Source organism: Rhizobium sp. BK312, assembly GCF_014193605.1.
GTDB lineage: Bacteria > Pseudomonadota > Alphaproteobacteria > Rhizobiales > Rhizobiaceae > Rhizobium.
This window is the reverse complement of the sequence record NZ_JACHZP010000004.1, coordinates 40,758-63,348: the sequence shown is the minus strand read 5'-3', so window position 1 is coordinate 63,348 and position 22,591 is coordinate 40,758. Positions and strand designations below refer to the sequence as shown.

The 22,591-nt window shown below is 57.7% G+C and carries 18 protein-coding genes; 14 read left to right on the top strand and 4 right to left on the bottom strand.

Annotated features, from left to right (window positions below):
- The first annotated feature begins 354 nt into the window (after positions 1-354).
- The 6 genes from FHT85_RS12595 (at position 355) to FHT85_RS12570 (ending at position 6,453) form a co-directional block, all read left to right on the top strand.
- Positions 355-1,368 (top strand): UDP-glucuronic acid decarboxylase family protein, encoded by a 1,014-nt coding sequence (locus FHT85_RS12595; protein WP_112411059.1) that lies wholly within the window; start codon positions 355-357, stop codon positions 1,366-1,368.
- The gene (gene galE / locus FHT85_RS12590) at positions 1,368-2,354 is read left to right on the top strand and encodes a UDP-glucose 4-epimerase GalE (protein ID WP_112411060.1); all 987 of its coding nucleotides are present in this window, start codon (positions 1,368-1,370) and stop codon (positions 2,352-2,354) included. Before FHT85_RS12595 ends, galE begins: the two co-directional genes overlap by 1 nt.
- The gene (locus FHT85_RS12585; protein ID WP_409527330.1) at positions 2,351-4,183 is read left to right on the top strand and encodes a glycosyltransferase family 2 protein; all 1,833 of its coding nucleotides are present in this window, start codon (positions 2,351-2,353) and stop codon (positions 4,181-4,183) included. The genes galE and FHT85_RS12585 overlap by 4 nt, the downstream gene beginning before the upstream one ends.
- A gap of 240 nt (positions 4,184-4,423) precedes the next feature.
- On the top strand, positions 4,424-4,963 hold the full coding sequence (locus tag FHT85_RS12580; RefSeq protein ID WP_183774103.1) for a DUF995 domain-containing protein: 540 nt from the start codon (positions 4,424-4,426) through the stop codon (positions 4,961-4,963).
- Between the two features lie 17 nt (positions 4,964-4,980).
- Complete coding sequence (locus FHT85_RS12575; protein ID WP_112400102.1) at positions 4,981-5,928, top strand: glycoside hydrolase family 26 protein; 948 nt, start codon at positions 4,981-4,983, stop codon at positions 5,926-5,928.
- A 60-nt stretch (positions 5,929-5,988) separates the two neighbouring features.
- A complete protein-coding gene (locus FHT85_RS12570; protein WP_246779965.1) occupies positions 5,989-6,453 on the top strand; it encodes a DUF995 domain-containing protein in 465 nt (154 codons plus the stop codon).
- 130 nt (positions 6,454-6,583) lie between these two features.
- Here FHT85_RS12570 and FHT85_RS12565 read toward each other — a convergent pair whose 3' ends face one another.
- Positions 6,584-6,904 (bottom strand): hypothetical protein, encoded by a 321-nt coding sequence (locus FHT85_RS12565; protein WP_112411063.1) that lies wholly within the window; start codon positions 6,902-6,904, stop codon positions 6,584-6,586.
- 488 nt (positions 6,905-7,392) lie between these two features.
- Between FHT85_RS12565 and FHT85_RS12560 the strand changes: the two genes are divergently transcribed.
- Complete coding sequence (locus FHT85_RS12560) at positions 7,393-8,523, top strand: helix-turn-helix domain-containing protein (protein ID WP_112411064.1); 1,131 nt, start codon at positions 7,393-7,395, stop codon at positions 8,521-8,523.
- A 134-nt stretch (positions 8,524-8,657) separates the two neighbouring features.
- Here FHT85_RS12560 and FHT85_RS12555 read toward each other — a convergent pair whose 3' ends face one another.
- Positions 8,658-9,665 carry a LacI family DNA-binding transcriptional regulator gene (locus tag FHT85_RS12555; RefSeq protein ID WP_112411065.1) on the bottom strand — a complete coding sequence of 336 codons (1,008 nt, stop codon included), beginning with the start codon at positions 9,663-9,665 and terminating at the stop codon, positions 8,658-8,660.
- Between the two features lie 320 nt (positions 9,666-9,985).
- Between FHT85_RS12555 and FHT85_RS12550 the strand changes: the two genes are divergently transcribed.
- The 3 genes from FHT85_RS12550 to FHT85_RS12540 all read left to right on the top strand — a co-directional run bounded on the left by FHT85_RS12550 (position 9,986) and on the right by FHT85_RS12540 (position 13,666).
- Positions 9,986-10,972, top strand: a complete 987-nt coding sequence (locus FHT85_RS12550; RefSeq protein ID WP_112338061.1) for a sugar ABC transporter substrate-binding protein — start codon at positions 9,986-9,988, stop codon at positions 10,970-10,972.
- Positions 10,973-11,133: 161 nt separating this feature from the next.
- On the top strand, positions 11,134-12,660 hold the full coding sequence (locus tag FHT85_RS12545; protein WP_409527329.1) for a sugar ABC transporter ATP-binding protein: 1,527 nt from the start codon (positions 11,134-11,136) through the stop codon (positions 12,658-12,660).
- Entirely contained in the window at positions 12,644-13,666 is a 1,023-nt protein-coding gene (locus tag FHT85_RS12540) for an ABC transporter permease (RefSeq protein WP_112411066.1), read from the top strand. Before FHT85_RS12545 ends, FHT85_RS12540 begins: the two co-directional genes overlap by 17 nt.
- A gap of 53 nt (positions 13,667-13,719) precedes the next feature.
- Here the strand turns inward: FHT85_RS12540 and FHT85_RS12535 are convergent, their stop codons facing one another.
- A complete protein-coding gene (locus FHT85_RS12535; RefSeq protein ID WP_112411067.1) occupies positions 13,720-16,746 on the bottom strand; it encodes an alpha-mannosidase in 3,027 nt (1,008 codons plus the stop codon).
- Between the two features lie 212 nt (positions 16,747-16,958).
- Between FHT85_RS12535 and FHT85_RS12530 the strand changes: the two genes are divergently transcribed.
- A complete protein-coding gene (locus FHT85_RS12530; RefSeq protein WP_112411068.1) occupies positions 16,959-18,095 on the top strand; it encodes an ROK family transcriptional regulator in 1,137 nt (378 codons plus the stop codon).
- A gap of 14 nt (positions 18,096-18,109) precedes the next feature.
- Here the strand turns inward: FHT85_RS12530 and FHT85_RS12525 are convergent, their stop codons facing one another.
- On the bottom strand, positions 18,110-19,156 hold the full coding sequence (locus tag FHT85_RS12525) for a Gfo/Idh/MocA family protein (protein ID WP_112411069.1): 1,047 nt from the start codon (positions 19,154-19,156) through the stop codon (positions 18,110-18,112).
- Between the two features lie 270 nt (positions 19,157-19,426).
- Between FHT85_RS12525 and FHT85_RS12520 the strand changes: the two genes are divergently transcribed.
- The 3 genes from FHT85_RS12520 to FHT85_RS12510 all read left to right on the top strand — a co-directional run bounded on the left by FHT85_RS12520 (position 19,427) and on the right by FHT85_RS12510 (position 22,561).
- A complete protein-coding gene (locus tag FHT85_RS12520) occupies positions 19,427-20,725 on the top strand; it encodes an extracellular solute-binding protein (RefSeq protein ID WP_112411070.1) in 1,299 nt (432 codons plus the stop codon).
- 67 nt (positions 20,726-20,792) lie between these two features.
- Positions 20,793-21,722: a carbohydrate ABC transporter permease gene (locus FHT85_RS12515; protein ID WP_112411071.1), complete on the top strand. Its 930-nt coding sequence runs from the start codon at positions 20,793-20,795 to the stop codon at positions 21,720-21,722.
- Positions 21,719-22,561 carry a carbohydrate ABC transporter permease gene (locus FHT85_RS12510; RefSeq protein WP_112338055.1) on the top strand — a complete coding sequence of 281 codons (843 nt, stop codon included), beginning with the start codon at positions 21,719-21,721 and terminating at the stop codon, positions 22,559-22,561. The genes FHT85_RS12515 and FHT85_RS12510 overlap by 4 nt, the downstream gene beginning before the upstream one ends.
- Positions 22,562-22,591 lie beyond the last annotated feature (30 nt).

The following is a 22,591-nucleotide window of genomic DNA, read 5'->3' as shown; positions in this document are numbered from 1 at the left end:
GGAGCAATCTCGGTTAGCTACTACTTACGCTTATTGATTTCTTGATTTGGCTAGTTAAAAACACCGACCTACCGGCATCATGGGCCTATATTACAGCAAACCTTAGTTAAAATAGTAAAATATGCGTTAGTCTTGCCACATATTACTTGAGCCTATTATTTTTGTTCCATGTGATAAAAATGGACAGAATGTAAAGCTTCCGCATTCCCTGATAACGACAGAATTATTAATTTTTTGTAAAAGATAACCAGAAATTGCAGCAATAATTACTTGTTGTAAAAAGTCTTTCACAGGACAGAGGAAAGTTCTCCTCTCCCTGAATACTGGGTCGCGTCTAATTATCGGGAGGGTTTGATGGGCATAGCGTTCAAATCTACAAATATAACACTCAACAACACCAAAAGACGTACAATTCTCGTTGCAGGAGGTGCGGGCTTCCTTGGCTCACATCTTTGCGATCGACTTTTGCAGGATGGTCATGAAGTCATATGCGCGGATGATTTTTCAACCGGGCGGATGGACAATCTATGGCATCTGCTTCGTTACGAGACGTTCAGCTTCATCCGCCACGACGTCATCGCATCACTCGATCTACCTGTCGACGAAATCTACAATCTGGCCTGCCCGGCATCTCCGCCACACTATCAGGCTGATCCGGTCCGTACGATGAAAACATGCGTTTTCGGCGCGCTCAACTTGCTGGAGCTTGCCACATATCATCAAGCGCGAATTTTTCAGGCCTCGACGTCGGAGATCTATGGCGATCCCCACGTGCATCCGCAGCCGGAAAGCTACTGGGGCAATGTCAACTCCTTCGGCCCCCGCTCCTGCTACGATGAAGGCAAGCGCTCCGCCGAAACGCTTTTCCGTGACTTTCACGCCCGTCATGGCGTCGACATCAGGATTGCGCGCATCTTCAACACCTATGGACCGCGCATGCGTCCCGACGATGGCCGCGTTGTTTCCAATTTCATCGTACAGGCGCTCAAGGGTGAGGATATCACCGTCTATGGCGATGGCTCCCAGACGCGCTCCTTCTGCTATGTCGCCGACCTGATCGAGGGCTTCATTCGCCTGATGGCCGATCAAACGACCATCCATACGCCTGTCAATCTCGGCAATCCGGCGGAATTTACCGTGAGCGATCTCGCCGAACAGGTCATTGCGATCACCGGCTCCAAGTCGAAGATAGTCTATAAGCCCTTGCCAATCGACGACCCCCGCCAGCGGCGGCCCGATATCACCGTGGCGAAGCGCGAGTTGGGATGGGAACCGTCCATCGCGCTGGCGGATGGATTGAAGTCCACCATCGCGTATTTCGAACGTCAGTTGGTACGTGCGAGCAGCGAGCTTTTCGAGGTTGCGTGATGGGCAAGCAAAAAATACTGGTCGTGGGTGGCGCCGGTTTCATCGGCAGCCACACCGCGAAGCTCCTGCATCGACAAGGCTTCGAGCCGGTCGTCTATGACAACCTCTCGACGGGCCACCTGACCTCCGTGCGCTGGGGACCGTTTGTGGAGGGAGATATTCTCGACACATCCCATCTTGCCGAGACAATCGAGGAGCACGGGCCTGCGGCAATCATCCATTTCGCAGCCTCGGCATATGTCGGGGAGTCCGTTGAAAACCCCGCAAAATACTATGCCAACAATGTGAGTGGCACGCTGTCGGTTCTGGAGGCGTGCCGTCGCACGGGCTCGGACAAACTGATCTTTTCATCGAGCTGCGCGATCTACGGAATTCCCGCGCATCTGCCGATCCGCGAATGCGAGGCGCCTCAGCCAATAAATCCCTATGGCAGAACCAAGCTGATTGCCGAACATATGCTTGCCGACTATTCGGCGGCCTATGGGCTTTCCTATGTGGCGCTGCGTTACTTCAACGCCTCCGGCGCCGATCCGGAACAAGAACTCGGAGAGTGGCATAATCCCGAAACGCATCTCATTCCCCGTGCATTGCAAGCAGCGGCCGGCACGACCGAGACCTTGGAAGTCTATGGGGACGATTACGACACGGCGGATGGCACCTGCGTGCGCGACTATATCCATGTGCTCGACCTCGCCAAGGCGCATGTTCTGGCGGTCGAATATCTGCTGGCGGGCGGAAGCAATCTTGCCGTCAATCTGGGAAGCGGCCGCGGCACGTCGATCAAGGAAATCGTCGGCGCGATCGAGCGCGTTTGCGGTCGCCAAGTTCCTGTCACCATGCATAGCCGCCGGCCGGGCGATCCGCCTGCTCTTTATGCCGCTTCGGATCTTGCTGCCGAGAAGCTCGGCTTCCGCGCTCTGCATTCGGATATCGACACGATCATCCGGACCGCAGCTCCCTTCTTCGGGCTGGAGATGCGAGGATGACATCGATCCGAACACGAGCTCAAGCGATGAAGGACCGGGCGTTGATGACACCGGTGCTGCAAGGTCGCAAGCGCGCGGAATATATGGTTTGCGCCGCGCTTTGGCTTGCGGCACTCGGCTATTTCTGGAGCTGGTGGTTCGCGCCCGCACACCATGTCGACCTCATGGGGTCGATCCTCGTGACCTTGGTGCTCGCCTGGGTGACGATCATTCCGGCCTATTTCATCATCGTCTTCTTCCGGGCCGAAAAGCCGACGGGGGAATTGCGGCTTCCCGCCGGCAGTCGCATCGCCATGGTGGTAACCAAAGCACCATCGGAGCCCTTTTCAGTTGTCGCCCGGACATTGGATGCGATGCTGGCGCAGGCGGTGACGCACGACACCTGGCTTGCAGATGAAGATCCGTCACCCGCGACACTGGATTGGTGCCGCAAACATGGCGTCCAGATTTCCACCCGGAAAGGGCGGGAAGATTATCACCGCAAGACATGGCCGCGGCGCACACGCTGCAAGGAAGGCAATCTTGCCTTCTTCTACGATCACTACGGCTATGAAGGCTACGATTTCGTCGTGCAGCTCGATGCCGACCATGTGCCCGAACAAGGCTATCTTCTCCAGATGCTTCGGCCCTTTGCTGACCCGGCAGTCGGCTATGTATCAGCACCCAGCATTTGCGACCAAAATGCTCATGAGAGCTGGGCGGCTCGCGGCCGCCTCTATGCGGAAGCCAGCATGCATGGATCGCTTCAGACCGGGTTCAATCATGGGCTGTCGCCACTTTGCATCGGCTCGCACTATGCCGTCCGCACCAAGGCCCTCAAGAGCATTGGCGGGCTGGGACCTGAACTGGCGGAGGACCACTCCACCACGCTAATGATGAATGCCTATGGCTGGCGTGGCACTCACGCGCTCGATGCCATTGCTCATGGCGACGGTCCACGCACTTTCGCCGATCTCGTCACCCAGGAGTTTCAATGGTCGCGCAGCCTGATGATGATCCTGCTGCAATATTCGCCAAGCTTGATCAAACGGCTGCCGCCACGCCTCAAAATGCAGTTCCTGTTTTCGCAGCTCTGGTATTCCCTCTTTTCTCTCTTCATGGCGCTGATGTTCGTCATGCCGATCATCGCGCTTACTAGAGGAAAGACCTTTGTCGATGTGTCATATCCTGACTTTTTGCTGCATTTCGTGCCGCAGTCCATTCTGCTGATCCTGTTCGCCTATCGCTGGCGCAGTACGCATACATTCAGACCAGTCGATGCGAGTATTCTGAGCTGGGAAATGACGTTGTTCCTGTTTGCTCGCTGGCCATGGGCGCTTATGGGTTCTCTCGCTGCCATTCGCGATTGGACGACTGGAACATTCGTGGATTTCCGCGTCACTCCGAAGGGTACATCGGACGTCGATCCTCTGCCATTCAGAGTTCTTGCACCCTATGCCATGCTCTCTTTTGTCTCGATCCTGCCGGTTCTATTTGTCAGTGCTGCGGAAGAGAGCAGCGGCTTCTATATCTTCGCGACGATGAATGCCACCATCTACACTTTACTGCTGCTGGTCATCATCGTTCAGCATGCGCGTGAAAATACGCTCAGCGCGAGCAGGCGCTTTTACCGGCCGGCGCTCGCTAGCGGTCTGATTGCTCTGACTGCCCTGCCATTTTTCGGCATCATGGAGCACGGCCGCGCCGGAGCACAATCATTGATTTGGGACACCGACGGCTACGTATTGTTCGATACTCGCTTTTCGGTGGCAGGTGCTGGAATTGGCGGTCGCGGACTGCACAGAATGGTGCTCAATCCGCACTGGCACGTGAGCGACACGGACAATTGAGTTTCATAGGGACACTATGGCGGAACGCAGATGAAAATGGCTGTTATGGAAACCGAGCAGGATCTCAGCGCGCTGGCGGAACGAAGCCATGCCCGTCGGACCGGCGCTCGCATCTGCGCCATAGGTAAGTCGGCAAGCACGCAGGGTAACCTGCGAGACATTGCCAGGCGGCGAGACCTGCAGCGAGCCTTGAGGGCAGACGCGCCAAGGCTCGCCAATCACGAACACGGGAGAAATAATATGAAACCATCAAGGAAACAGGCCTCCATCCTCGCCGCAGCATCGCTGGCATGCGCGATCGTTCTTGGGCTTACGACGGCGAGCAATGCGACCGTAGCCGCGACCACCACCAAGGTGCCGGATGCCGCGAGGCCCATGACGGCAGCCGAACTTTACATGCTCTATCACGACAAAAGCTGGCGCTGGCCCGATGGCGCCGGCCGAATGCAGAATACCGACCGTAGGTTCTCAGCCTGGGTCGACGGAACCGGCGGGCAATCCTGGGCGGAGGGCCGCTGGGCTATAACAGACACCGGCCGGCTGTGTCTGGAGGCAACCTGGCATGCCGCAAACGGCCAGTTTCCGGCCAAGACCTGCTTCGTCCATCGCATCTTCGATGGAACGATCTATCAGAAACGCGAGACTGGCGGAGCATGGATTGTGTTTCGCCATCCCACTACCGAGAAAACCGATGAGGCGACAAACCTCATCGCCGATGATCTGGTCTCACAACGACTGGAGGCCTTGAAGACCTCTTTGACCGTCCACAAGACCGAATAGAGGAAGGAGGCAATGCGATGAAAACTCTATCGAAACTAACGACGGCTTTGCTTGCGGCTGCCGCCCTCTGCGGGGGCGTATATGCTGCTAGCAACGGCTTGGATGCAAGGGCCGAGACCCGGCCGCTCTTCAATGACAAGAGGCCTATTATCACTCCCCAATCGCTACCGGGGGGTGCCTATGATCCCAACGGGGATTTTTCCAATGACCCCAATCCAAAGATCGAGCACCTCTTCCTGCCTTGGGAAGATGTCGATCTGTCGACGCTGAGCACGGCAGACGAATATGCCCGCAAGCGCGGGCGCTCGCTGCTGATCACGGTCGAGCCCTGGTCATGGGCCCGCAACTGGCGGGTCACACCAGCCGATCTCCTCAGTGGAATTCTGGCGGGTCACTACGATTCCAACATGACGGCGATCTGCTCCGCGGCCGCCAAACTCAATACGCCCGTCACCATTCGCTGGGCTCAGGAAATGGACGAGAAGAACGGACAGTTCACCTGGGCCTATTGGAAGGCGGACGACTACGTGAAAGCCTATAAGCACGCGGTCACCGTCTGCCGCAAGAGCCTTCCCACGGCAAAGTACATGTGGTCGCCGATGGGCAAGGATGGGCTCGAAGCCTATTATCCTGGTGATTCATTCGTCGACGTCGTCGGATTGTCGGTGTTCGGTTACCAACCGTTCGATCTACGCAAGCTCGGGCGGGATTCGACCTTCGTGGAAGCGACCAAACCCGGCTATGACCGTGTGAAGCGCTTCAAGAAGCCGATCGTGATCGCGGAATTGGGCTATCAGGGCAACGAGGCCTATGTTCATGGATGGGCCGAGGAAGCCAACAAGCCGCACTCCGAATTCCCCAACCTGCAGGCGGTAGTTTATTTCAACGATCGTGAAGTCTACCCCTGGCCGGACGGCCTGGGCAGGCCGGACTGGCGGGTCGCCACACCGCCCCTGCTGAACTGACCGCGATGAAAGGTGGAGGATAAGTATATGTCCTGGTTCCGTTTCATCATCCTGAATACCATGTTCGCGATGCTGCTGGCCGGCACCGCGAACGCGGCGACGCATCGTCATATCGATCGAATGACGGCGCATGCGGCCCACCAAGCCATGCCGATGAGTGCGAGGGAGCTCAAAAAGCTCTACGCGGGACGCTCCTGGATATGGAAAGACGGGGCCGGCTTCTTCTCACGCCATCACCGCCGATTTACGGCCTGGTCGCACGCGGGCGCTCGAAAATCCTATGCAAAGGGCACCTGGTATGCGACCGATCGCGGTAGCCTCTGCATGAGCGCGGTCTGGCACAGCAAGAAAAGTGCAGCATCCAATGTGTCCTGCTTCCTGCATCGCGAGAAAGCTGGGACCATCTATCAGAAACGAGCATCAGGCGGAAAATGGTATGTGTTCCGTCATAATCCGATCAAACATGATGACGAAGTTCTGAAACTGCGACCGGGCGATTATGTTCGCAGGCATCTGCCCGGTTGAAGTCGAATACTCACATAGGGGTTTTTCTTGGATAGCGGGCGGCACGCGTCCCCACTTGTTCCGTCGAACCGACATCCGGGAAAGCCCCTATTCTTTGCCGCGCACATGGCCCGGCAGCGATTGGCTCGCCTTAGAACACACCGCGATTGTAGCAATGCGACGTTTTTCCAAATCCGCTTGGCGTACAGATATAGGGAGAGCCCTTAAAGTAGTCCTCGGCGGAAATCGAAGTGGTGTTGGCAAGCGATCTTCCACTGTAGAAGACGACGTCGTTCTTTTGATACTTCTTCATATACAGCTGAATCGTCTTATTTTTTACATGCAGGTTCTCGGCCGCATTAGCGTTTGCAGCCATTCCTGCCGAAAATACAATCGCAAGTATTACAGGCACGGAAATAGCAATTTTTCGATTGCCAGTAGTCAGATTATAAGAGCTCTTCCAAAAACTCATAAGTTTACTCTCCTTTGCAAGTTTCACTCGTGTATTTCAGCTGAAAATATTTAAGCAATTTCTATAAATATCTTGAAAATATTAACGAAATCTGCTTAATTTCCCTACAGCCTTCCGGCGGGGAACTGCAACAATGCTGCCTGCGATGAATATAGCTTGGCGCGATATTCGATGGATGCACAGAGCCTTGACTCAGACATCCACAGACTTCTTTGGTTCGCTGGCCAAGGCGCATCGCAGGGCAGAATCATTTTCTCAAGACGTGATCCAATCACGTCCCTTTAGTCAGTCCGCCAACCGGCGGACGCTCGGATGGACTGAAATTCGGGCTGTTTTGCGACGACCGGGGAAGATCTTGGATATGCAAGATCTATACTATCCACGCGCGATCTATTTTGACCGTCCATCACTCCTTTTCATCCGCCCGTTGCCAGAACAACGCGGGAACCGCCAATCGAGTTGGAATGCTTCGTCGAAAGGCTATTACGATGATGTGGGATAAAACGGAGACTAGCTCCGAACAACCGACCCTTGTCGAAAGGCGCCGCTGGCCCCGCATTTCCGATGCTCCCCTTTGCGGCAACGCCACAGACCTGCCGGTACTGGTGTCGCTGCCATTTTCCACGTCCAATGAGGCTCCCAACCAGCAATTCCCGGCTTGGCGGAAGCATATGGCGCCTTTGATCGATGCTTATCTTCCCGAGAGCGCCGAGGCCGCCGATGGCTTTGCTGCGAGCCAAACCGTATGGAATCTGGAAGGGGCACTTCTCGTTCAGCAGCAAACGCCGGCTTTCCGTTATGAGCGCCCTGCAGAAAAAGTACGCTTCAGCGCCATAGATCATTGGCAGATCACCTTTCTGCGCACGGGCAGAACATGGACCAGCGTCAACGGACATGTGGTCGAAAACGAGCCTGGCATGATGGAAATCCGGGCACTTGGCTGCCCGTTTTACGGCCGCACCATAAGCGCGCAATCTGTCTCCCTTATCCTGCCTTGCGATCTGTTTGCCGATCACGGCGGACTGCCTGGAGCAAGCAACAACATCGTCCTGGGGGGTGAGCGCGTCAAGTTGCTGGCTGACTACATTGCTTTTCTTGAAGCAAACCTCGACCGTTTGACAAAAGACGACCTGCACAGTGTACGCAACCAACTGCAGGAAATGATATTTCATAGTGTCGCACCGCTGGTGAACGGCCACACGACCGGCGATCGCAGCTCCGAGATCGGCCTTATGACGAAAGCTCGTCGCTTTATTCAGAACAATCTCGGATCGGCGGATCTAACCGCTGAAGCATTGAGCCGTGAATTGGCAATCTCCCGAACCCGGCTTTATGGACTGTTCCAGACATCGGGTGGTGTGTTGAACTATGTGAGAAGACGAAGACTTCTGGCTGCACGCGCAGCACTTGCCGACCTGAGCAACGGTCAGAAAATCGCAGATATAGCAGGTAATCTCGGCTTTGAATCAGCAGCTAACTTCAGCCGGGCCTTCACACACGAATTCGGCTATAGCCCAAGCGAAGTCCGCAGGCATACAGGCGAATGCAAGGTCGATCATCTACCGCAGATGACGGAGACATCCACCTTCGGCGACTGGCTTAACACGCTCGGTATTTGAGCGGTATAAAGCTACATATCGGCATGGCAGTTCCAACGGCAGTAGTTCAGATATTGCTACAGATAAATGCGGCGAGTAATATATGCAGTCGATATGCGGTGTAGCGCCTGCTAGGTCACCGACATCGCCCGCTTTCAATCCGGCTGCGGTGAAGAGGTTGTTTCCCCCTCGGAAATCGCGCAGGGCAACAAGAGTGGTTTGCCGAGCTCGGGGGCACCCTGCTTGCTCAATAAAACAGCGACCGCTGCCGCCGCTATGTCCTGAATTGGCTGCTTGACGGTGGTCAGGCGTGGGATTGTCATGCTTGCAAGCGGAATACCGTCAAAGCCGACGATGGAAAGGGCAGCCGGGATTGGAATTCCCAAATCATGAGCTGCCCTCATGCAGCCGATCGCCTGTTGGTCGGAACTTGCGAATATCGCGGTTGGGCGCTCGTGGCGAGCGCGCGCTAGAAGATAGTTTCCGGCAGACCGGCCGCTTTCATAGTCGAAGGCGGCTTCGGCGATCAGTGGCGCCGCATTCTGCTTGCCCTCTCTGATCAGCTCCATCGCATCGATATAGCCCTTGAGACGATCATTCGCAGGAACTGAGTCTTTTGGACCGGAAATGAAGCCGATACGGCGATGGCCCAGCTTCACAAGATGCTCGACACCGAGGCGCACGCCGCTTCGATGATCGGCGGCAATGCCGGAATATCCCGGAAGGAGGCGATCGACGATGACGATCGGCAACCCCTTCGGCGGCTTGAGCGTATGGAAATCATTGCTGGGAACAAGGATGATGCCATCCACCTTTCGGCTTGTCAGCTGGCCGATCCGATCCGCCTCCTTGGCTGCTTGATCAAAGGAGGTCATGACGATGATGTTATAGCCATGCCTTGCCGCCGCCTGCTCTGCGGATTGCACAAGTTCCGAAAAGAAGGGGTTGGTAAGATCGGGAATGACGATGCCGATGAGACGGCTGACCTTGCCGCGCATGCTTCTGGCAGATGGGTCTGGCATATAGCCGAGCTGCTCGATAATGCCTCTGACCCGCACTCTCAATTCGCCGGTCACGGAAGGATGATCATTCAAAACCCGCGAAACGGTCCCGGTGGAAACTCCTGCCAGCTTGGCAACGTCACGAATTCCGACCTTTGGCATATGGATACCAATATCCCTTCATCTCACCCTTCCGGCGCGCCCTGATCCGGGCTCTCAGCTAATGGTCTCTGCAATCTTAGTCAAAGGCTTCATGTCAAGCTGATCTTCCATTGCTTTCACATAAACGCTCCGCACAATGGAAACGGTTCATCATACCTCTCTTCCAGCATTGGTAAAGTTGAAATTTAAGCCAGATTTCAGCCGAAATTTATAGCGCCTTGACAATTCTTGGCGGCATGCTACCCAATATACGTGGAAACGGTTCATTGTCGCAGACAACTCAGTTGGAGCTGAGCTCAGGATCGTTCGGGAGGAAAGAAATGTCCAATTCTACAAAGCGTGAATCCGTCTTGATCAACGCACCCCGGCGCGCGGCGCTGAAGCTCGGACTTGCCGGCACTCTGGTGCTTGCGCTGTCGTGCGGCGTGTCGCCCGCCTTTGCTGCCGGCAAGCCCAAGGTCGGGCTGATCATGAAATCTCTGTCCAACGAGTTCTTCAAGCAGATGAAGGCCGGCGCGGACAAGTATGCGGCTGAAAACAAGGACAAGTTCGACTTCAAGGCCGTCGGCATGAAGGACGAACGTGACTTTGCCTCGCAGGTCGACGCCGTCGAGAATTTCGTGACGCAGAAATACGACATCATCGTCGTCGCACCGGCCGATTCCAAGGCCATGGCAACGCCGCTTGCCAAGGCAGTGAAGGCCGGCGTGAAAGTCATCAATATCGATGTGCCGCTTGACGCCGACGCCAAGAAGGCAGCCGGTATCGATCTCGCCTTCTTCGGCCCTGACAACGCTGCCGGCGCCAAGCTTGCCGGTGATGCGCTCGCCAAGGATCTTGGACCCGGCGCAAAGGTCGTGATCCTGGAAGGCAATCCCGAGGCCGACAACGCCAAGGAGCGCAAGGCTGGCTTCATGGATTCCATCAAGAACGGCAAGCTCGAGCTTCTCGACAGCAAGACCGCACATTGGGAAACCGAAGAAGCCAATACCGTCATGACGAATTTCCTGACGAAATATAAGGATATTCAAGGCGTCATGGCTGCAAACGATTCCATGGCCCTCGGTGTCGTCAAGGCGCTCGATGCATCCGGCCAGGCAGGCAAGATCAAGGTTGTCGGCTTCGACAACATCCCGTCGGTCAAGCCGTTGATCAAGGACGGCAAGATGCTTGCCACCGTCGAGCAGTATGGCGCGGAAATGGCGGCCATGGGCATCAAGTACGGCCTTCGCGAATATGCCGGCGAAAAATTCACCGGCTGGGTGAAGACCGACGTGACGCTCGTCACCGCCAAGGACCTCAAATAGCCGATAAACCCGCCTTGCGGGCAGGGATGCGTCGGCATTCGCCGGCGCATCCGCTTTTCGATCGATCTTCTGACCGGCCGTTTAGCGTGAGGCGTTGGCCCCAGTGGAAGGCGCCGCGAGGAAGATCGTTATCTCCAATTCGAAATGGAAACGCTGAGGAGGTGGACGTGCCTGAGACAGTAGATGATGCCATCCTGAAGCTGGAAGGAATAGGCAAGCGCTTCCCGGGCGTCGTGGCGCTGAAGGATGTCTCAATAGAGATCGGTCGCGGCAAGGGCCACATTCTTCTTGGTGAAAACGGTGCCGGCAAATCGACCTTGATCAATCTGCTTGGCGGCGTCTTCAAGCCGGACGATGGCCGCATCCTGTTTGACGGCAAAGCCTATCATCCGTCCTCTCCGCTCGAGGCGTTCAAGGCGGGCATCCGGGTCATTCACCAGGAGCTGCATCCGCTTTCCAATCTTACCGTCGCCGAAAACTTACTTTTTGAGCATCTGCCGCGCCGATACGGCTTGGTAAACTACAGGCAAATGAACGCCAGGGCGGCGGAGCTGCTGGCGGAAGTCGGCCTCGACGTGGCGCCGACGACGCTTGCCAGCAGCTTGAGCGTCGCTCAGCTTCAGCTTCTCGAGATCGCCAAGGCGCTCTCCAACGAAAGCAAGCTTCTGGTTCTCGATGAACCGACGGCAACCCTGACCTCCAAGGAAGTTGATCGGCTTTTTGAGATTCTCAAGCGGCTGAAGGCGCGGGGCGTTACCACGCTCTATATATCGCATAGGCTCGAAGAGATCTTCGAGGTGGGCGATGACGTCACCATCCTGCGCGACGGGCAGCATGTGATTACGCGGCCGCTCGAAGGACTCGGAATTCCGAAAATCGTCGAACTCATGGTCGGGCGCGAACTTGCGCAGCACGACGCCTTCCGCGGCGACAGCACCATCTCCGGCGAGGCGCTTGGCATCTCCGGTCTCAAAGTGACGAGCCACAGCCCGGAATTGTCATTTTCCGTTGCCAAGGGAGAAATCGTCGGCATTGCCGGACTTGTCGGCAGCGGCCGCACCGAGGCGGTCCGGGCCATATTCGGCGCCGACACCAAGGCTGCAGGCGAAATCCGCATAGATGGCGAACCGGTCGAGATTGCCTCGCCCAAGCACGCCGTAACCGCCGGACTGTGCCTGGCGACCGAGGATCGCAAGATACAAGGGCTCATGCTCGACATGAGCTGTGCGCAAAACACCACCATCACCAATCTCGCCAAAGTCTCCCGCAAGGGGTTGATCATCCGCAAAGTCGAAGACGAGTCCTCGCAGCGCCTTGTGCGTGAATTGCGGATAAAGACACCGTCCATCCATCAGGCCGTCAGGACATTCTCCGGCGGCAACCAGCAAAAAGTCGTCATCGCTAAATGGCTGTTTCGCGGCCCCAAGGTGCTGATCTTCGACGAGCCGACGCGCGGCATCGATGTCGGTGCCAAGGCGGAAATCTACGAGCTTCTGGGGAAATTTGCCGCCGAGGGAAAAGGCGTCCTCGTCGTGTCTTCGGATCTGCCGGAACTCATGAGCATTTGCCATCGCATCATCGTCTTCTCGGACGGCAAGATAGCCGGGGAAATCCCTCGAGCCCAATTTGACGAGAGCAGGATCCTCTCGCTCGCTTACAAGGAGTACAGTCGTGTCCGGAAACATTGAAAAGGCGACCGAGGCAAAAGAAGCCAGCGTCTGGGACAAGCTCATCCGGATCTCGATGAAAGAGGCCGGTGTCGCCATCGCCCTCGTCCTGATTTTGATCTTCTTCTCGCTGACTGCGCCCTATTTCGCGACGCCGGAGAACTTCCTGAAGATCTTCGTGCAGATCGCCATCAATACGGTGCTTGCCGCCGGCATGACCTTCGTCATTCTCACCGGCGGCATCGATCTTTCCGTCGGATCGCTGCTGGCGCTTTGTACGGTCATCGGCGCAACGATCATGATCGACCCGAGATTTTCTCCCTGGCAGGCGATCGCTCTTGCATCGCTCGCCTCGATGGGGGCCGGCGCGATTCTGGGTGCCATCAACGGATGGATCTGCGAGAAGTGGAAACTTCCATCCTTCATCGTCACCCTTGGCATGCTTAACGTCGCAAGCGGCCTCGCCCGCGTCGTCAGTGACAACTCCACCATTACCGGCCTGCCGCAGCCCTTCGTCGACTTCGGCAATCTGATTTTCTGGGGCGTCCTCCCGTCGATCTTCCTGATCGCGATCGTCGTCGTCCTCATCGGCTGGTTCGTGCTGCGCTACACGGTGTTCGGGCGTTTCGTCTTCGCAATCGGGACGAATGAGGAGGCCGTCCGCCTCTCAGGTCATGAGCCGAAGAAGTACAAGATCGCGGTCTTCACCATTTCCGGGTTAACCGCTGGCATCGCCGCCATGGTCTACCTGCTCCGTCTCAATGTCGGCAGCCCGGTTGCCGGCATCGGCTATGAGTTGAACGCCATTGCGGCCGTCATCATTGGCGGCACCAGTCTCTCCGGCGGCAAGGGCTCGATCATCGGAACGCTTGTTGGAGCCTGCATTCTGCAGGTGCTGTCCACGGGGCTGCAGCTCCTGGGTGCCGACGACAACATCAAACCGATCGTTATCGGCGCCGTCATCGTGCTCGCCGTCATTCTCGACAGCTATCGCGGCCGGCTGATGCGGATATTGGAGAGCCGCTGACGAGGCGGCTCTCCGGAGCAAAGGCTATGGCTCGACAAAATCGAGCTTTGCCGTCAGGTCCGCTGCAATTTCCAGGTCCGGATTTCAAACGGCATGATGTCGGCAGGGCCGGTGCGTTCGATCGGCTCCTCCAGGATGTTCAGCGGCCCCGAAGCCTGCCATCCTGACGGCAGGGTCAGCGACAAGCGGCCGCGCCGACCGGCCGGTTCGTACAGCCGCAGGATAAGTCCCTCCCCTTCCTCGGCCGGCTTCAGGCCGGAGAAGGCGACAGGTATGCCTTCGATACCAAGCGGCGATAAGGTGCCGGCCGCAAGACCGCTTGCCTCCATGCTGAGCAGCGGCTGGTTGAGATCGATCGCCTCAGCTAGAACGCCAGCGTCATACCAGGCGCCTTCATGCGGCATCAGCGCATAGGTAAAGCTCTGCTCGCCTTCGTCGGCCAGTGGATCGGGATAGATCGGCGAGCGCACGAGGCTCATGCCGATGACATTGCCGCGGGCGCTGTGGCCGTATTTGGCGTTGTTGAGCAGGGCGACGCCGAAGCCAGGTTCGCTGAGATCGACGAAGCGATGCGCAGCCGCCTCGAACATCGCCTGTTCCCAGGAGGTGTTGGTATGCGTCTGCCGCTCGACGACACCGAAGGCGCATTCGAAAGTCGCGGTGCGCGACCGCACGGCAACCGGGTTCAGCGTCCGAAGCAGGGTGCGCCGGTCGTGCCAATCGATCGTCGTCTCGATATCCAGCCTGCGGGCATTGGCCGTCAGAACATAAAGCTGGGTCACGGTCGAGCTGCGGTATCGATTGATGACACGGATCGCGGCGCGATGCGGTCCCTCCTCGACCAGAGTGATGCTCTCCGGCCGATCGAGCCGGATGCCTTTCTCGGCATAGTCGGCGTCGACATCCCAGGCATCCCAGTTGCGCGGCTTGTCGACTGGATAGACCCAGAGCTGATTGGCTACCCCCTCAATCGCTTCCCGTCCCGTCGCCTTGTGAATAAGGCTCGATACGGCGCCATCCTCGCCGATGGTAACGGACAGATGCTGGTTTTCGAGATGATGGGTATCTGCCTTGAGCCCAGCTGCGGGCTTCAGTGCGTTGCGATCGAAGACCGCGACGGAAAGAGGCGCGATGGGATCGGTAGATGCAAGGACCGTTCCGTCCGATAGGGTTGCGGTCAGCGGGCGCGGCGAAAGGGATGGGTTGACCACAACAAGCGCATCCGTGACCTCGCCAACCGGAAGATGGGCCGACAGCGTTGTCAGAGACCTGACCTGCTCCGCCTTGGCATTGTCGATCACGCCGTCAAGCTCGCGCTCGGCATCGGCATAGACCTCGCGAATGCTCGATCCAGGCAGGATATCGTGAAACTCGTTCTTCAGAACGACGCGCCAATCAGCCTCCAGGCTCAGAGGTTTGGCAGCGCCCAGCATATGGGCAAGCGAGGCCAGCGTCTCCGCCGTGATCAGGGCGCGTTCGGCCTGGCGATGCTTGCGCTTGACCCCGCTTTGCGATGTCAGCGTCGCGCGATGCAGCTCGAGGTAGATTTCCCCGTCCCAGACCGGAAGCTCCTTTTCCTTAGCGGTGCGGTGCGCCTTTTCGTAATAGCCCTTCACGGTGCCCCAGCGTGCCTTCGGGATCGCCGGGAAGTCGCGGAGCTGTACCTCGCGCTCGACCATTTCCGGCGTGACGCCGCCGCCGCCATCGCCATAGCCGACGGCCATCAGCGAGGTGTCATGCTGTGTCTTGCCGCGGAAATTCTTCCAGGTCGGCACGAAGCAATCCGGCTGCACGAAGCCGTTGTAACCTTGCATGGGGTTATCGAACGTATGGGTCAACACCTTGCTGCCATCGAGCCCCTTCCACCAGAAGAGGTCGGACGGAATGTGATTACTTTCGCTCCAGTTCACCTTGATCGTGAAGAAGCTGTCGATGCCTCCAAGCCGCAGGATCTGCGGCAGGGCACCGGAAAAGCCGAAACAATCAGGCAGCCAGCAGACGCTGTGACGCAGGCCAAAATGCTTTTCGAAATAACGCTGGCCATAAAGCACCTGGCGTACGAGGCTCTCGCCTGTGGGCATGTTGGTATCAGGCTCGACCCACATGCCGCCGACGGTTTCCCATTTTCCTTCGGTAACCTTCTTCTTGATCCGCTGGAGCAATTCCGGATCATCCTCTTCCATCTGCGCATAGTATTGCGCGGTCGATTGATTGAAGCGGAAGTCGTCGGAGTGTTCCATCAGCGAAAGCGCGGTGTTGAAGGTGCGGCGCATCTTGCGGCGCGTTTCGTCATAGGGCCAAAGCCATGCCAGGTCGATATGGGCATGACCGGTCAGCAGCAGTTCGCCATTCTGTGGGAAGCGCTTTTGAAGCTCCTTCAGTTGCGCAAGCAATTCATCATAGGCAGCAGCTGCCGAAGCACTCTGCGCTTCGCTGAGACCGGCCGGATTGTCCTGAAGTTCCGGCAGTTCCCAGATCTTCTGCTGCATCGCCGCGCCCGAGGTGCGCGAGATATAGGCTGATGTGTCGGAGGGCCAATCGAGGCTGCGCAGCGCCCGTTCGGCGGCATCGATCAGATGCGGCACGACTTCGTGGCCGTCGAGAATATCGGCAGCCTCGCCGATCTGTTGCAACAGGAGATGCAGCCGGTGGACCGGTTCATCCAACCAGATCAATCGCGCCTTGTTGAGTTTCGGCGCCCTATTCGGCTCCCCGAACGGAAAACGCGCAACGCTCTCGGTGGCGATCTGGAAGTCGCGCCCCTTGATCGGAAATTCCTGGTGATAGGGGTCGAGGCCGAAAGTTTCCGCGTCGCCATCAGGATAACGCAGCGTCAGCAGGCTCTCGCCGCCAAGGTCGAGCTGTAGGCGGATCTGCTCGAGCGGCCAGTCCTGCGGCGCCGTTGCCTTGGCAGCGAAGCGAACCGTCCCATTGCGATGCGGCCAATCCTGATGATGCGCTATCGGCTCTCCATCGAAGGTCCAACCATCGATCTCGAGGCTTTGTCTGTCACGCCAATGCGCTAGCTCTGCGGTGCGGACTTTCAGGCGATCAAGGCGTTGAGCAATAGTAAGAGACATGGCGGATCCTATCGGAAAATCGGCAACTGACGGCAGAGGAGAGAACACGTGAACGCGAACAGGTCGCGGGCCTCGCGCCCATCTCCTCCCAGCAGATCGCACAGCCGGAATTTAGATTAAGTAACTTTGTTTTGGCGTCAAGGCGCACAGAAATAAGTTGCGAGAGTTTTGTCCGTGATACACAAGCATCAGGATACGCAAGGAAATCGAACATGCGATATCTTCGATCCGGGCCACGGCGCTATCAGCCGCAGGATGCGGACGTTACGCGGGGTAAGACACTCGGTCTGCGGTCTGGAGAAATCGCCGATAGAAATATTCGCGTCATTCTGGAGGCGATCCGCCGCCACGGCCCTTTGACCCGCATGGAGCTTGGAAAACATTCGGGACTGACCGGACCGGGAATCACCAACATTCTGCGCCGGCTTGGCGATGAAGGGCTGGTGACATCGCATAGGCGCAAAGGTGCCGGTGGCGGCGCGACATCAACGGAATTTGCCCTGCGGCCCGAAGGGGCCTTCTCGATCGGCATCCGTGCTCGTCAAAATCGCGGCGAGGCCGTGCTTGTCGATCTCAGCGGCCAGGTTCACGACCGCGTTTATTTTCCTCTTACGCAGAGAAGCAGGGTCACATCGATCCAATCGGCGATCGAGGGCATGATTGGCCGTCACGCCGACCTGCCGATCATCGGTCTGGGTATCGGCTCGAACGACTGGAGCGCGGAAGAGCGCGAGCAACTGGATGCCACATCGAAACTGCCGCGCAGCTATGTCGAGAGCGAATGCACGGCAAGCCTGCTCGCCGAGCGCACGATCGGCACGCCGCCCCTGAAAGGTGGTCTCGCGATGATCATCATCGACGAGGATGTGCAGGCCGGCTTCCTCGTTCGCGGTGTTCCCTATTCGGGCGTTCACGGCCGTGCGGGCAATATCGGCGATATGCGAACTGGTCCCGACAATGTTCCCTTGAACACGGTCGTCGGATTTGGCGCACTGCGCAAATTTCTCAGCGGCGACGAATTCAGCCGCCTGATAGACGGACAAGAGCCGCCATCACCATTGCTCGCGGAATGGATCCGCGAGGCGGCAAGCCACCTGCTTGATCCGATCATCGCGATGGCCGGCTTCATAGCGCCGAGCGTCATCATGATCGGCGGCGACCTGCCGCGAGGCGTCTTCGACGCGCTGATCCATCAGCTGTCCGTCGAGCGCCGTGATACGTCGAAGCGCCCCTTCCTCACGCCTTGGATCTCACCGATGAAGCCGGCAAGCTTCAGCGGCGGCGGCGTGGCACTGGGAGCGGCACTCCTGCCTTTTCTGAATACCCTGCTGCCGCCAGTCTCCGGCTGAACCTCACGGCGGATTCAGGCAAGCGCCACGTCCTTATGACTGATATCCGAGGCGAGCGCTTTGTCGAGAACCTTCTGAATGTTGGCCGCGCGGCGGAACGAAGGCTCCTGTGTCCTGCCCATTCTGACCGCCTGGACAAACCGCTGATAATTGGTTTCCACTTCGTCGAACGGGATATCGCGCCATGTTGCCGTATGAACGTCTTCGGCGAGGCAGGCGCGAAGCGTCGACTTTCCTGTGTCATAGATGATCTCGATCGAGCCCGTCTCGCCGTAAATCCGGAGGCGCAGTTGGTCCATCTGCCCGGCAGCGGTGCGCGTCGCCTGGATCGTGCCGATCGCTCCCGTCGTGAAATCGACATTCATGGTGAAGCTGTCATTCGCATCGAGATCGTATTCGCCGATCTTGTGGCCAGGCGCCTTGTCGAAAGTCTTCAGCCGCGCGAAAACATGAGCGATATCGAGACCGGAACCATAGGAAGCGAAGTCCACGATATGGATACCGATATCGCCGAGCGCACCGTTCGAGCCATGCTTCTTGCTGAGACGCCACAGCCATTTGCTCTCGGATTTCCAGTCGCCCCAATGCTTCCCCACCAGCCAGCTTTGCAAATGCGAAGCTTCGATATGCCTCACCTTGCCGATTTCGCCGGCGAGCACCATCTGCCGCCCCTTCTGCAGGGCAGGTGAATTGCGATAGGTGAAATTCACCATGCCGACCTTGCCGGCCTTCTCGATAGCCTCGGTCATTTCCATCGCCTTGGTTGCGTCGGTCGCAAGCGGCTTTTCGCAGAAGACATGCTTGCCGGCCGCAATCGCCTGCAGCGTCGTCGGGTGGTGAACAGCGTCAGGCGTCACATTGGCCACGGCATCGAACTCGCCCCAGGCCAAGGCCTCTTCCAGCGAGGCAAAACGATTGGGAATACCGTGTTCCGAGCAAAAGGCGGCCAGCCGCTCGGGCACGACATCGACGCCGCCCACGACGCTGACGCCTTCGATCTCCTTGAAACTTGCCGCGTGCTTGTTGGCCATTCCGCCGGTGCCGAGAATGAGCAGGCGCATCTGATCCTCCATGGATAATTTGGCCGTTTCGATAGCCAGAGTAAAACTTCGCCGTCCATCGCGGATGGCCGCGATGGCTCGACTGTTATGGGATCGGAAATGCGGGTTGAGGCCGCTAGCTACTGCTGAATGTCGCCAACATCTCAATCCTCCCGAGCCGCGACTTGACATCAAACCAAAGTAACTTAATCTAATTAATGCAGCATGGAAATGAGGAGAGGTCAACTGACCGCCAGGCTGTATCCGTTCAAAATGGGGAGGAGACCCATCATGAAGAGAGCGTTCGTCAGCGCCTTGGCGCTGAGCACGATGTTGTTTTCATTGCCTGCCGCATTAGCCCAGGAACTGGCGACGAAGGACAGGATCGGCCTTGCCGATGCGCCGAAAACCCTCACTATCCGGCTCACGAACGACAGCCCCAACAACGCCGATCCGGCGATTGCCCAGGGCTACCAAAAGCTCTTCGTCGATTTCATCAAGAAGCATCCCGACTGGAAGCTGCAGATGCAGTTCATGTCGGCGGATATCGGTACCGAACAGGCAAAAATGCTCGAACAGGCGAAGGCCGGCAACGCTCCCGACTGCGCCGCTGTCGACTCCTTCGTCCTCTCACAGTTCATGGTCAATCATGTGCTCGCCGACTTCACCCCCTATTTCTCGAAGGATGAGGTTGCCGATCTCTTTCCCTTCATCCGCAACGGCATTACCGACAAGGATCAGACCATCCGCGCCTGGTGGTGGGATACCGATCTTCGCGTTCTCTACCGCAACAAGTCCATCGTCCCCGATGCACCACAGACCTGGGACGACCTGAAGAAGGCCGGCATCGCCTCCGTCAAGGAAGGCATGGAGGGCATTCTTTTCAACGCCGGCCGCTATGAGGGTTCGACCTTCGACTGGCTCGCCAATTACTGGGCGCTCGGCGGCAAGCTCGTCGACGATAGCGGCAAACCTGTTTTCGGCGAGGGCGAAAACAAGGAGAAATTCCTCAAGGCGCTGACCTATTACAAGGATCTCGTCGATTCCGGCGCCGCACCCAAGCGTGTGACCACGATCGGCAACTATGATGATCTGAACGCGGCCGCGGCTGCCGGAACGACGGCGCTCTTCATCGGCGGCAACTGGCAGCTTGCCCAATTGAAGGCAACACTGGATGCAGACGAGTTCGCCAACTGGACTTTCTCGCCCATCCCAGGCCCGACTGCCGATCAGCGCTCGACCGGTACCGGCGGCTGGACGATTGCCTCGTTCAGCAAGGATAAGGACAAGGTCGAGATGTGCGCCAACCTTGCCCGCGACATCTACATGGGGCCGGGCAATGCGCTTCAGCAGCAATTGCCGACCCGCAAATCGCTCTTCGACAAATATGAAGTCTTCGCGACTGAAGCCAACAAGACCTTTGCCGAAGCTCTCGCCAACGGCCAGGCCCGCCCCGGCGCCCCGATCTATCCGGAAATCTCAAATCAGATCCAGATCATGATGGGCGACGTCCTGTCGGGTACCAAACAGCCGGAAGAGGCCCTTAACGCGGCTTTCAAGGCGACTATGGAGGCTTACAAGCGTCTCTAACGATTGCGATCACGGCAGCGCCCTTAGGGGCGCCGCCGGCAGTATCAAACCCGGACAGAGAAGCCCAATGACCCCAATCGCCATCGAGGCTGCCAGCCGACCCCACAGCAGATCGTTCATGCGCCGCTTTGCAGGTGCGCCTCTACCCTGGATCATGCCCGTGATCATCGTCATCGGCATCTTCTATCTCTATCCGATGATCGACGTGTTCCGTCTGTCTTTCACCAATGCGACGCTGATCGGTGACAATCAGGATTATACACTCGCTTCCATTGCGAACATGCTGAGTTCGCCGCAGCTTCCCGACATCCTCTGGGCTACCCTCGTCTTCGTCGGCGGCAGCGTCATCGGCCAGCAGATCCTCGGCCTTGCCGTCGCCGTCGTCGTCGTTCGCGGAGAAAAGCGCGGCCTGTTCGGCACGACAATCCTCAGAACCACGGCGCTGATCGCCTGGGTCGTGCCGGGCATTGCCGGCGGCATCATCTGGCAGATGCTGTTTTCAGAGGCGCCCTATGGCGCGCTGAACAGCATCCTGCGGCTCATGCACCTGCCGACGGTCGCCTGGCTTTCCGATCCCGCCATCGCGCCTTGGTCGGCCCTGATCTCGAACATCTGGCGCGGAACGGCCTTCTCGATGGTTGTCATGTATGCGGCGTTGAAGGCAATCGATCCGTCACTCTACGAAGCGGCGGAAGTGGATGGCGCGACGGGCTCGCAGCAGTTCTTCTTCATCACCATACCGCAGCTGCGCACGGCCATCCTCGTCAACATGATCCTGATTACGATCATGACGCTCAACACCTTCGACGCGATCATCACGCTGACGGGCGGCGGGCCTGGCCGCGCCACCGAGGTCATATCGCTCTATGTCTTCAACATCGTCTTCCGCAACTACGATCTGTCCGGCGGCAGCGTGCTTTCCGTGCTGATGCTGATTATCAGCCTCGGACTGGCCGTTGTTTATGCGTCATTCCTACCGAAGGAGGATGAACGATGAGCAGGCGCACCGGCACGCGCTTCGGCGATTTTCTGAGCTATCTCTTCATGCTGGCGATGTTCGTCTTCTTCGCCGGCCCGCTCACCTACCTTCTATCGATGGCGCTACGCGACAAGCGGGAGATTTATCGCGGCGTGGCGCGCTATATCCCGCACAATCCCACCATCGACAATTTCATCACCGTGCTCAACAACAGCTACTTCCCGCTCTATCTGTGGAACGGCCTGAAGCTTGCGGCTCTGAGCGGCTTCGGCGTTTTGATCGTCGCCATGCCCGCGGCCTACGCCTTCTCGCGCTTTCAGTTCCGGGGCAAGGGCCTTTCGATGATGGGGCTTCTGCTCTTTCAAATGATCTCGCCGCTGGTCATCATGGTGCCGCTCTACCGCTATATGAACCGTCTCGGCCTGCTCGATACGCATTTCGCCGTGACGATGGTCTATATCGCGCTTGGCGTGCCGCTTGCGACATGGCTCCTGAAGAGCACCATCGACGGAATTCCACGCAGCCTTGATGAAGCGGCGATGATCGACGGATGCAACCGCTTCTCCGTTTTCTGGCGGATCGTCCTGCCACTGTCGGCACCGGGCATCGCCTCCGTCTTCATCATCACGGTCATTGCCGGCTGGTCGCAATTCCTCGTACCTTTTCTGCTGCTCACGCAAAACAATTTGATGCCGATCGGCGTCGGGATCTTTAACTTCCGTGGCATGCAAACCGACTCATCCATCCAGCTGCTGGCGGCCGCCTGCCTCATCTCCGTCGTACCGGCGATCGTCGCGTTCCTGTCGCTGCAGCGGCTGATCCTTGGCTCCATGACCAGTGGCTCGGTAAAGGGATGAGGCCGGTTTGCGCGCCCCAGACTGATAAAG